We start from the raw sequence: 11,908 nt of genomic DNA, 5'->3' as shown, positions 1-11,908 counted from the left end.
AATAAAAAAAGTATCCACTCAAAAATAGTGGATACTTCGCTAGTTATTTATCTGGATTATATTGAAAAGCTGGATTAATTTCGTGATCTAATTGATCAAAAGCGGTTTGAATTCGTCGCTCTACTTCTGCCAATCCCTCTGCATTCATTTTTTTAATATCACTGATATCAATTGGTTCACCAAAACGAACAGTCACACGTTTGCGTTTAAATAAATCCTTCAGACTTAGTGGACCTTGATAAACAGAAGGAACAATGCGAACTTTTGCCATTTTTGCAATCACTGCCATCCCGCCTTTTAAAGCTGTTGAATGTCTGGTGCCACTTGGAAACATGATTAAACTCAAATCTGTGTCTTTCAAAATTTTAACTGGTGTTTTGATTGCACTTGGTCCTGGTTTATCACGTTTTACGGGAAATGCATTAGCATGAGTTAAAATAAATCGTAAAAAACCATTTTTAAACAATTCTTCTTTTGCCATAAAAGCAAATTTCTTGGGACGAGCTCCCACTGCCAAATACAAAGGATCCCACCAAGTTCGGTGAGGAGCAACTAAAATATAATTTTCATCTTTAGGTAATAACTCTCGATTTTGATAACGGGCATTGCCATTCACGAGAAATAACACAAAACGAACAAGCCCGCGCATAAATGTAAAAAACATAAACTCTTTCCTTTCTCACTAACTAAATTCAGTATGCAAAAAAAAAAGTAGATTGACAAGCTTTTTCTCTCAGAATTTACCAAAACTATCTACTATAGTATAATAATCCAGATGATTCACCCAGAATTAAATTTAAATAGAAATCGAGGCCCAAAACATGCTCTTAAAAGCAGGCGAACGCATTGATCAACTTTACGCCGATGATATCCAAATTATTCAAAGTCCCACTGTTTTTTCTTTTTCTCTAGACGCCGTAATGCTAGCTAACTTTCCGGCAATTCCCAAAAAAGGTAAAATTGTCGATTTATGTGCAGGAAATGGCGCAGTGGGGTTATTTGTCAGCCGAAAAACCAACGCTCATATTTATCAAGTTGAATTACAAGAAAAATTAGCCGATATGGCCCAACGCAGCATTCAATTAAACAAACTAGAAGAACAAATGACCGTCTATCCCATTGATTTAAAAGATAGTCTAACAAAAATTAAAGGCGATTCAGTAGATTTACTTTTATGCAATCCACCCTATTTCAAAAATCTTGAAACGGGTATTAAAAATCCTAATCCGCATCTAGCCATTGCCAGACACGAAATTCAGACGAATTTGGATGAAGTCGTTTCAATGTCTAGTAGACTTTTAAAAACTAACGGGCGCTTAGCGATGGTTCATCGACCAGATCGTTTTTTAGATATTATTGAAGCTATGCGAAATAATCGAATTGCTCCTAAAAAAATCCAATTTATCTATCCGAAAGCCGGTAAAGAAGCCAACATTCTTCTGATTGAAGGCATCAAAGACGGTAAAACAGACGGATTTAAAGTGGCTCCACCGATAATCACTTATGATGAAAATGGCGATTATAACCCTGAAACAAGGAAAATGATATATGGCAAATAAACATTACTTTTACGTCCTACATTGTAAAGATCGTAGTTTTTACGGTGGCTACACAACTGATTTAGAACGACGCTTAAAAGAACATAACGAAGGAATTGGTGCCAAATATACTCGCTTAGCTAGTCGTCGGCCACTAAAAATGATTCATGCCGAGGTTTTTGAAACGCGTAGTGCTGCTACTAAAGCCGAAGCTGCCTTTAAAAAATTATCTCGCTTTCAAAAAGAGCGCTATTTAAAAAATTCTGATAATCAAAATTTAATCAGAAAGAAAGTACAATAAAAAGTCGCCAGACAACGAGGACTTTTACTCTTTGTCTGGCGATTTCTTTACTCTAAAATTTGTTGTTTCCCATAAATACTTTCATTACCATTCAAGGCAAAAGCTAAACTACAAACAATCACGAAATAAGGCAAGTAAGTAAATCCAAAAACTTCCCCGCCGATAAAAATCGGCGCTAACAAAGTATTCGTGGCACTAGCAAATACCGCTACATAACCCAAAGCTGCAACTAACCCCACTGGTAAACCCACAAATGGAGCCAATAGTGCACCTAACGAAGCACCGATTGCAAATAACGGCGTTACTTCTCCACCTTGAAAACCCACACTAATCGTCAAAATAGTTAAAAGTAATTTCAACAACCAATCATAGGAATAAATTGGACCTTCTTGAAAACTAAGATTGATTAAATTTGTACCCAAACCAGAGTACCGACCGTTCATCAACAGAAAGAGTAAAATACTTAATGAAAGACCTCCAACTCCTATCCGCAAAATTGGATTAGTGATTTTAGTTGCGAAAAAGGTTTTCATCTGCTTTAAGCTACGTGCAAAAAGCCTTCCCACCAAACTAAATACCACACCTAATAGTGCTAGTTTTCCTAAAGTCAGATAATCTAACTCTATTGCGGTCGTTAACGCAAAAGAAAATTTTTCCAATCCAAGACTAGCAGAAACCCAACTTGCAGTCATTGCCGCCACTAAAGCTGGAAAAAAAGATTCATAGCGCAGTTTTCCAACCACTAAAACTTCTATAGCAAAAAACGTAGCTGCAATAGGTGTTTCAAAAAGACCGCCAAATCCAGCAGCCATCCCAATTACAATAAATTGCGTAGGCTCCATCTTTTTGAAAAAACGGCTGACTTGATGGGCAATTGCTGCTCCGAGTTGAACAGCAACCCCTTCTCGTCCCGCACTCCCACCAAATAAGTGAGTTAACCAAGTTCCTACGATTACAAACGGAGTTAAACGCTTGGGTATTATTGCTTTTCCTTCTTGCCCTGCTTGAAAAATCAATCCCATTCCTTGAGAACTGGTTTTTCCATAAGTCAGGAATAAGTAAATAAACAACATCCCCACAGGAGCCAAGAAGGGAATTAAATAGATAAAATGCTCTTGTCTGAATTCAGTAATTGCCAATAAGACTCTACCAAAAAGAGTATCCACAGCACCAACTACTAATCCGATCCCTACACTCAATAAACTAACAATCACCCACTCTGTACGCTTCGACATCTCCCACACTTCTTTCTCCCAAAATAAAAAACGCTAAGTAGTATGACACCACTCAACGTTTCAAAAAACATTTTATTTTCCAGCACGTTTTACGTAAGTACCTTCAGATGTGTTTACTTCTAATAATTCGCCAGCTTCAACAAAGTCAGGAACATTGACAACTAAGCCAGTTTCCATTGTAGCTGGTTTACCAGAACCAGTAACAGTCGCACCTTTAATAGATGGTTGAGTTTCTTCAACACGTAAAACAACTGTTGTTGGTAATTGAATTCCAATCACTTCACTACCGAAGAATTGAATTTTAACTTCCATATTTTCCAAGATGTATTTCATTTCATCTTCTACAGTTTCTACAGGTAATTCATATTGATCGTATGTTTCTAAATCCATGAAAAAGGCAGTACTATCCATTGTATATAAATATTGAACTGTTTTTGTGTCAATGTGTGCTTTTTCAAATTTTTCATCTGGGCGGAAAGTTGTATCATAAGTCGCACCAGAACGCACATCTCTCAATTTCATACGCATAACCGTATTTCCTTTACCAGGTTTGTGGTGACTTGCGTCTAAAACTTTAATTAATTTACCATCTTGTACAAAAGTGTTACCAGCTCTTAAATCACTTGCTGAAATCATATTTTAACGTCTCCTTTAATCTTAAAATCATCCTTTATCATTTTAGCAGAACATCCTTGATAACGCTAGTATTTCAGAAAAAAACGTTTCCGAGTGAGTATAAGCAATTTCGGAACTTTGATAAGTAGTTTTCTTTTATTATTTCTTTTTTTCACAGAACGAACACTTGTATTCTTTCATTTTCTCTTTTTTTCGAAGAACGAACACCTGTTTTCTTTCATTTTCTCGTTTTTTCAAAGAACGAACGCTTGTATCCCTTCATCTTTTCAAATTAAAACTAGAATAGTCAGCTATTGAAAAAGGGACTTTTTTATTTTTATAAAAAGTATCCCCGGTCTTCCCTACTCTATCAAAATACTTATTCAAAATTTTTCTCAACTTGTATTCTTTAATTTGATAATCAAAAAATTCTAGTAGCTGTCCCGTGGTTAGTTCTCCATGAAAATTCAGCAAACCATACTCATGAATCATTCGCAAGACGGCTTTTTCTTTTGACTCTACTGACTCACAGTCTTTACATAGAACACGTTTCAACTCTAAGATTAAAACTCTGGCAAGATTCACAATAAATTCCTTTTCTTAATTGCTTGAACATTTCGCTATCGATTGATTTTGGGGCAAAAGGATTTTCAGTTTTATAACGTTCACAAGCTCTTAACACTTTCTCAATGGTGTTGAAAGTAGACTTCTCACTCTTTGATTTAGTCACTATTCTTTTCAGAAAAAATAAAAACTGATTCCCTGTTATTACCTGTATTTGTTCAATCTCACTTTTTAACTCCACCCAACTATCCTGTCCAATAAACAATAATATTCCATTCACTTATAAGTGAGGAGAAATCTCTCGACAAATGGCTTGTAAATTTATTAAAGCTTTTCTGGCTTGTGCTACACAATTATGAGCGATTACTTGGCCATTTATCCTGCATTCTCCATTATTATAACTGAAAACTCCTCGATAGTTTTTTACCTCAAACAGAAAAACTTGATTTGTATCATTAACTAAAATTAAATCAAATTCGCAAGTTCCATGATAATCGATCCAGAAGTTACGAATCACCGAACAACTACTAGGTACATTCTGGCAAATATAATCTAAGGCCCGCTGTTCTCCTGATACGCAAGCTTCTATATGCTTAAATTGAGTCTCTCTTTTTTTACTGTAAAAATTAGTATTGCGACGTACATAACAAACCTTCTCCCATTCATAAAAACTAGGTTCCCTTTCTGACAAACCTTCGCTATATATTTTCACTCAGTCTCCTCCTGTCTACTACTTAAATAGTCAAAAAAAGCAAATTTTTATATTCATGCGTAGTTTAAGGAAAATTTTATTTTTCCAAAATAAAAAGCCCTTCTCAAATCGTGTAATGTCCCTCAAAGGTTTGATTTTGAGGATCGCTACACGCTCATTCGAATAGGGCTTGCCTTTTATTCTGATGCTGTTGTTTCTTCAGTATACATTAGTTTTTCTTCATAAAACTCTGAACCTTTCATCAGTTCCGATTCAAAATTTTCGTAACCTAGTTGCTCAACCAAGGTTGCTTCCGAAGAAAATAGATTAGTTCCCAAACCTAGTCGATTGCCAGAAATTTTGACATCCAAAGCTGACAATGTTGTTGGAAACATATCCATCGCGCTAAATTGGCGAGTTGTCTCTACCGATGAAGACTGGTTCGTATTTAAGAAAACATTATATATCGAACGTTGATACTCTGGATCAAGTTCTAAGAAAAAATCACTGTCCATTGTCAAATGGTCTCCTGACAAAATGATAGTAGTATCTTCGTAAAAAGGTTGTTCTTGTACCCATGTCAGAAAATCCATAATTTGTTGATCAGAAGCGTGAATAACATTACTGTATTGATTATCAAATAAATTAGGCGTTTCTTCCGTAACATAACCATCTTCAAAATGAGTATCCGCAGTCAGCATCGTTAAATTGAATGGCTCATCTTCGGACGCTAATTCACCTAGAGTTTCTTTGGCAAAATCAAATAATTTATCATCTTCGTATCCCCACCAAACATAGTAATCTTCAGGAATTTTACCATTTTCAATCGCCCAATTATAATCGCGAATCTCATAGTTTCCATGCTGTTGGAAATATTGGTCACGACCAGCAAATTCAGCCTTCGAGCCCATTAATAAAATTTGATTATAGCCTTGTTCAGACAAAATTTCTCCGAGAGAATACGCTCCTGGAAAATATTCCGCACTATTTGCACCTGAACCATCTGTTAAGCCAAAGGAAGTTGCTGGTCTTAAAGGTAATCCCGAAGTTTGTGCCACCATCGAACTTGCTGTTTGATTTGCCCCAGGTGACTGCAGCATCCCCCCACCTATTTGTCCATTATGGCTAAAGTGAATTCCTTGATTTTCAGCTAATGTAGTTAGATTAGGTAACAGATTTTGTGATTGACTACCGCCATATTCTGTTGATAAATAACTACTCTCCATTGATTCCATAAAAATATAAATCAAATTACGTTTTTCTTTTGGAAAAGTCAGTTGAACTTCTTTAGGATCCACGTAGTGCTGTTCATAAATCTTCGTACTTTCAAAATAATAAGCTTTAATATCTGCATAACCAATGACTTTGGCACTTAAGAAAATTCCAATAAATAAACCTACAAACCCCAAAGATAACACTCGTCGTTTTGGATAATTTTGCACTTTTTGTTTAATCAGTGAATAAGTACTAATCAAATAAATAACAGTTAAAATCGGGATGCTAAATAACACTGCTTCTAAGAAGGGCTGTAAAATAAAGGTTTGAATCTGCCCTGGATCACTGCCTTTTAAAGGTTGTGTCAAAGCAAAAACAATTTGATCGAAACGCATATTGCCAATTCCATTCATCGCCCAACGACTACTAGTAAAAGCTAAAGCACCACCAAAGATTAGCAAGATTGTACTACTAAAATATAACCAATCTTTATTCACTAACGAATATTTTTTTGCTAGTTTTTCTTTTTTTATCAGATATAAAAAACCTCCCACCATGCCGCAAATAATCAAAGCACTCACTAAAACAATGACTGCACTTTTAGGGAAATCAGTAATCGGTAAGAAGAAATTACCTAACGTCCATGAAAGTTTCTGTTGATGAAAGAAATACAGAACTGAGGACACATATAAAAAAGCCGTATAACTAACACTACTAATCCACGGCTGTTTGGAAGACTTGGCTGATTTCATAACAAATAATAACAAGAACAGGAATATTACTAGCATCTCGTACCCTCCTATCTACTTTAATCTATTCTCAATTTAATTATAGCACGGAACCCTTAAAAACAATCTTTCTTTACTGTTTCTTAACTCTTACAATATTGAAAGCACGCTCTTTTAATAACAACAAAAAATTCTAACACGGATTCCTTTTTTCGTCTAATTTTAACCAAATCAATGATTTGTGCATAAAATTCAGGATAAAATGGAATTGTTCTACTAATGTCTTGATCAAAACTTGTCGATTTAATCAGTGTCGTATTATACAAGTCCATCATCCTTTTCTCTATTAGTGTAAATTTAGTCTAATCAAAAATAGGATACTCAACAATAAAAAGGAGTTTATCATGAAAACACAACGCTTACGATTAAGGAATTTTCAAAATTCTCAACAAGATTTACAGGCACTTTACGAGCTACTCTCCGACAAAGAGGTCAATCAATTTCTCCCTCAGTTTCCACTCCAATCACTACAGGATGCTGAAAAATTTTATCATGAAAAAATCTTGCCAAAGTATCTTAAGAAAAAAGGACTCTATCTAGCTATTTGTTTAGAAAAAGATAATCTTCCAATTGGCTATTTAACAGTCAATGATGGATCTGGTTATGATTTCGGTTACGCTTTAAAAAGAAGTTACTGGAATCAAGGAATAATCACTGCAGCTTCCCAAGCCGTCATTCTCTATTTAAAAAATCGTTACCATTCACAGTTATCTTTCTAATCCATTCACTACACTCCACAACGAATTCTGCTTTTGTCGACCGTGGGACCAACTAGAGCCCGTAGTCTCCAGTCTGCCAAGCTTCAAACTGTAACTAATCGCTTAAGCGCTAAGTTACAATAGTTCACATTGGCTCCCTTTTCACGGTGACTGCGCAGCTTTCGTTGTTCCGTTACGCTAGATAGCTTTTAACATTTCTGTAGGTTAACTAATCAAGTGCTGACATACAGTAAAAATAATGATAGCAATGAGTGTAATAGATTACTGTCAATCAAGTTTCAGCGCAAACGTTGAGAGAGGCTTGCGTTGTCGCCACGTCTAGAATTCAATGTGAACTACGCACAGTTGCCAATTGATTGGTTACTGGGCGTGTGAAGCTTGAAAGCTCCAAGACTACGGGCTTGGAGCGGTTCCGGGCTGACCTAAGCAAGAATCTCTCGTAGTGGAGCGTCAGATTTGCCGTGAATAGTAACAAAAAATCAAGGACATTCCTACATCACTGCCACTCATGATATTGACAATCCAGCAAGTGGTAAAGTTATGGAAAAATTGGGTATGACCTATCAATACTCCTACAGAGAATTTTGGCAGCCAAAAAAGATTTGGGTAACTTTTCGGATGTACCAACTAAATTTTAAGCCGGTTACTGATTTTGTCTATAAAGAATATTGGCATAAATATCCCGAAAATTTTGTAAAAGACTTGTAATTATGTAAAAAAAGAACTATCACATACATAGTTTAACAGTAAAATATTCGAACAATTGAAGCTAGATTTGACATAACTCCTTCTATTTTGTTTGAACATTTTATCTTGTTTTCACTTATGTGATAGTCCCTAAGTGTCGCTAATTAAAACGATGGTACCAATGTTTCACTGTGTTCATTTTCTAAGAATTCACGAACTTTATCACTTGTCATTGCTTTGTGCAATGCGTGAATTTTTTCTGAATCTTCGTTGTCTTCACGAGCCACTAATTGAATTGAAAAACGTTGGTCGATATTTTCTTCTAAGAATAGTGCATCCGCTGGTTTCAAACCAATTTTTGAAATATACGTTGGATAATTATAAACCAATGATACATCTGGTTCGCTGTAGGCTTCCGCTAAGTTTAACAAATCTACAGATAACCATTCAAAGTTTTTCGGATTTTCTACGACATCTTTAATTGTTCCGTTAACTCCTACACCATCAGTTAACTTAATCAAGCCTTGTTCTTCAAGAATCGCTAATGCTCGACCTTCATTTGACACATCATTTGGAAGTGCTACTTTTGTACCTTCTGGAATTTCATCAATTGACGTGTAATCTTTTGAATAGAAACCAACTTTTGCATCATAAATTGGTTGGATTGCTACTAAGTTTGCATCTTTTTCAGAATTATATTTTTCCATAAATGGTTTATGTTGCGCAAAGCTAGCATCTGCTTCACCACTACTTACCATGTCATTATAGGCATTATTGTCGTTGACTTGAACTAGCTGAATATCCCAGCCATCTTCTTTAGCCACTTCTGCTGCCACTTTAACTACGTCTGTCATTGGTGGCGCTTGACCAGCTACTTTAATGACTTTATCTTCCGCTGAGTCTCCATTTGAACCACAAGCAGCCAAAGTTACTGCTGCTAAAATTGATAAAACACCGATGTAAATTTTCTTCACTTTCTTCTCCTACTTTCTTTTATCTAATTTGTGGGCAATAAAATTCCCCAACAGTTGAATAATAAATACTATGAGAATCATTAGAATGACCGCAAAGTACATAATTCCAGTTTGATAACTTTGGTATCCATAACGAATGGCAAAATCGCCAACTCCACCTCCACCAACGATTCCCATTACCGTTGAAAAAGATACCATGCTAACAGCGGTAGTCGTATAACTTAAGACCAAACCACTGCGAGCTTCGACTAATAAAAAGTTCCAAATATACTGCCAAGTACTTGTGCCTAAAGAATCTGCTAACAAACGAATTTCATCAGGAACATCATACAAGACTTGCTCCACCATACGGGCGTAAATCGCAATCGCCACTATACTTAGTGGAAAAGAAGCTGGAACTGGACCAAAGGCACGGCCAATTAAGGCTCTTGTGACAGGAATTAAAACAATCACGAATAGCAAAAATGGAAAGGAACGGACAGAGGTTACTAAAAAGTTCAATCCCAAATAAGTACTCACATTGCCTTTTTCTTTTCGGTTAGACATAAAAAGTGCCACCCCTAAAGGTAAACCTAAAAAAAGACAAGCGGTCATTGAAATTCCCATCATAATTCCTGTTTGCTTCAAAGATAAAATAAACTCTGGTAAATAATACTCAATACTCTCTAAAAAACTCATTCGGCCAACCTCCTTTGAACTTTCTCAAAGTAAGGCGTGTCGATCTTGTCAGAGTAACTAATATCATTTTTCAAACTTCCAAGTAATCGACTATCTTCCATTACTAAGACACGTTCACATAATTTTTTGACCGTATCCAATTCATGACTGACAAAAAAGATGGTTACTGGAAATTCTTGATGAATACGTTGCAACAAACGAATTACATCTTCGGTATTTTCTTCATCCAGTGAACTAGTCGCTTCATCACATAACAAGACATCTGGATTGCGAGTAAGAGCACGAGCTAGTGCCACTCGTTGCTTTTCTCCACCAGAAAGCTGTGCAGGGTAACTTTCAGCTTTATGTGCCATACCAACAAAGTTCAACAACTCTTGCACACGATCGGAATTTTTGGTTTTTAGAAGTTTCAACGGCAACATAACATTTTCCCAAACAGTTAAATTACTTAGTAAGTTATATTGTTGGAATACCATGCCAATCTTTTGCTTTTGTTCTTGAATTTCTTTTTTATGTAGCTTTGTAACATCTCGATCGTCTAAGAGTAATCGACCTTCTGTTGGTGTTTCCAATAAGTTCAGCAAACGCAACAAGGTCGATTTACCCGAACCACTTTTCCCAACAATCCCAACGATTTCTCCTTGCTTCACTGAAAAAGAAATATCTTGAAGGGCAGTCGTATTATCATAAATTTTTGAAACATGTTCTAATGTGTACATGATGCTCTCCTAATCCACCAATAAATTCAGTAAATCTTGGTTTGAGAAATTTAGAATATATTCTGAGACATCTACATTGGCTAAGGTTTCTGATAATTCTTCATATTTGAAAACAGTTCCTAACAACAATGTTTCCAATTCTGAGGTATCCTTGGTTCCAAAGTAGTCACCGAATAATTGAATGGCAGAAATTCGGCCTTTTTCTGTAGATAAATGAATATCCACAATCCCAACTCCTGGAATTCGCGTACGGCGATTAAATTCAAAATTAGGCGCTTCTCCATAAATCCAATCGTCATTCGCATAACGTGTGTCAAATAATTCTTGAATGGCTTGATAATCAGAATCTGTTAAAGATAATTCTTTATCCTGAATTTCAGCTAAATCTTCTACTTGATAAATATGGCAGAGCAACGCATCACGAAAGTCATAAGTACTCAATTGTTGATACTCAGAATTTAAAAACGGTTTAACATTTGTCACACTTTTACGCACTGATTTTGTTGCTTTAGAAGCAATTTTTTCTTTTGAAACAGTCAAAATTTTATCTAACACAGTTAAATCTACATCATACATCAAAGTCCCATGAGAATAAGTACGCCCATTGCGAGTATACATCGCATTTCCAGAAAACTTCATTTCATCAATATATAAGTCATTGCGACCCGCTACTGTTGCCCGAGTAGCTCCCATTGCCTGTAAAGCTTGTAAAATAGGCGTGGTTACCCCACGATAATCACCAAAAGTCGTATCATCTTTTTTCATTACAAAACTAAAACTCATATTTCCCAAGTCGTCGTAAACAGCTCCACCACCAGAAATTCGACGAGTTAAAATGACCTGATTGTCGCGTAAATAGTTAAAATTAATCTCTTCGTAAGCATTTTGGTTACGTCCGATTATAACACACGGTTTTTGAATATATAACAGAAGCAGTGGTTCTGTAACATCTACAGTATTCATCAAATACTCTTCAGCGGCTAAATTCCAACGAATATCATCACTTTCCATAATATGATAGCGCATCCCCGGCACCTTTTCTTTCAATTTAGTTTATTTCCTTTACTATCATCCCTTTTTTAAGGAAAATAAGCAAACTTAATGCTCACGTTATTCTGTATCTATTTTATACCAAAACTGTACTATAAAGTAAAGAGAAATTTCCCTTTTCGAGAGACTAATTG

The 11,908-nt window shown here is 35.8% G+C and carries 12 protein-coding genes; 3 read left to right on the top strand and 9 right to left on the bottom strand.

Features of this window, described 5'->3' with window-relative positions; all coding sequences use genetic code 11:
- Window positions 1-43: 43 nt before the first annotated feature.
- Window positions 44-664 carry a lysophospholipid acyltransferase family protein gene (locus tag AC4BBX_RS13100; RefSeq protein ID WP_490454254.1) on the bottom strand — a complete coding sequence of 207 codons (621 nt, stop codon included), beginning with the start codon at window positions 662-664 and terminating at the stop codon, window positions 44-46.
- A 157-nt stretch (window positions 665-821) separates the two neighbouring features.
- Between AC4BBX_RS13100 and AC4BBX_RS13095 the strand changes: the two genes are divergently transcribed.
- Window positions 822-1,559, top strand: a complete 738-nt coding sequence (locus AC4BBX_RS13095; RefSeq protein WP_490454253.1) for a tRNA1(Val) (adenine(37)-N6)-methyltransferase — start codon at window positions 822-824, stop codon at window positions 1,557-1,559.
- Window positions 1,549-1,839, top strand: coding sequence for a GIY-YIG nuclease family protein (locus tag AC4BBX_RS13090; RefSeq protein ID WP_490454252.1), 291 nt, complete (start codon window positions 1,549-1,551; stop codon window positions 1,837-1,839). The genes AC4BBX_RS13095 and AC4BBX_RS13090 overlap by 11 nt, the downstream gene beginning before the upstream one ends.
- A gap of 47 nt (window positions 1,840-1,886) precedes the next feature.
- Here the strand turns inward: AC4BBX_RS13090 and AC4BBX_RS13085 are convergent, their stop codons facing one another.
- The 4 genes from AC4BBX_RS13085 to AC4BBX_RS13070 all read right to left on the bottom strand — a co-directional run bounded on the left by AC4BBX_RS13085 (window position 1,887) and on the right by AC4BBX_RS13070 (window position 6,947).
- Window positions 1,887-3,074: a chloride channel protein gene (locus AC4BBX_RS13085; RefSeq protein WP_490454251.1), complete on the bottom strand. Its 1,188-nt coding sequence runs from the start codon at window positions 3,072-3,074 to the stop codon at window positions 1,887-1,889.
- 72 nt (window positions 3,075-3,146) lie between these two features.
- Entirely contained in the window at window positions 3,147-3,710 is a 564-nt protein-coding gene (efp, locus tag AC4BBX_RS13080; RefSeq protein WP_490454250.1) for an elongation factor P, read from the bottom strand.
- 823 nt (window positions 3,711-4,533) lie between these two features.
- Window positions 4,534-4,965, bottom strand: coding sequence for a nuclease-related domain-containing protein (locus AC4BBX_RS13075; protein ID WP_490454249.1), 432 nt, complete (start codon window positions 4,963-4,965; stop codon window positions 4,534-4,536).
- A 176-nt stretch (window positions 4,966-5,141) separates the two neighbouring features.
- The gene (locus tag AC4BBX_RS13070; protein ID WP_490454248.1) at window positions 5,142-6,947 is read right to left on the bottom strand and encodes an LTA synthase family protein; all 1,806 of its coding nucleotides are present in this window, start codon (window positions 6,945-6,947) and stop codon (window positions 5,142-5,144) included.
- Between the two features lie 344 nt (window positions 6,948-7,291).
- Between AC4BBX_RS13070 and AC4BBX_RS13065 the strand changes: the two genes are divergently transcribed.
- Window positions 7,292-7,666 (top strand): GNAT family N-acetyltransferase, encoded by a 375-nt coding sequence (locus AC4BBX_RS13065; RefSeq protein ID WP_490454247.1) that lies wholly within the window; start codon window positions 7,292-7,294, stop codon window positions 7,664-7,666.
- Between the two features lie 851 nt (window positions 7,667-8,517).
- Here the strand turns inward: AC4BBX_RS13065 and AC4BBX_RS13060 are convergent.
- Genes AC4BBX_RS13060 through lplA form a run of 4 tightly spaced genes read right to left on the bottom strand, consistent with a single transcriptional unit; the run spans window position 8,518 to window position 11,750 of the window.
- Window positions 8,518-9,327: a MetQ/NlpA family ABC transporter substrate-binding protein gene (locus tag AC4BBX_RS13060; protein ID WP_490454246.1), complete on the bottom strand. Its 810-nt coding sequence runs from the start codon at window positions 9,325-9,327 to the stop codon at window positions 8,518-8,520.
- 9 nt (window positions 9,328-9,336) lie between these two features.
- The gene (emtB, locus tag AC4BBX_RS13055; protein WP_490454245.1) at window positions 9,337-10,005 is read right to left on the bottom strand and encodes a metal ABC transporter permease EmtB; all 669 of its coding nucleotides are present in this window, start codon (window positions 10,003-10,005) and stop codon (window positions 9,337-9,339) included.
- Window positions 10,002-10,724, bottom strand: coding sequence for an ATP-binding cassette domain-containing protein (locus tag AC4BBX_RS13050; RefSeq protein WP_490454244.1), 723 nt, complete (start codon window positions 10,722-10,724; stop codon window positions 10,002-10,004). The genes emtB and AC4BBX_RS13050 overlap by 4 nt, the downstream gene beginning before the upstream one ends.
- Before the next feature lie 9 nt (window positions 10,725-10,733).
- Complete coding sequence (lplA, locus tag AC4BBX_RS13045; RefSeq protein ID WP_490454243.1) at window positions 10,734-11,750, bottom strand: lipoate--protein ligase; 1,017 nt, start codon at window positions 11,748-11,750, stop codon at window positions 10,734-10,736.
- Window positions 11,751-11,908: the final 158 nt, after the last annotated feature.

The organism is Enterococcus sp. AMC1157 (assembly GCF_058216555.1).
This window is presented reverse-complemented; position numbering and strand designations above follow the sequence as displayed.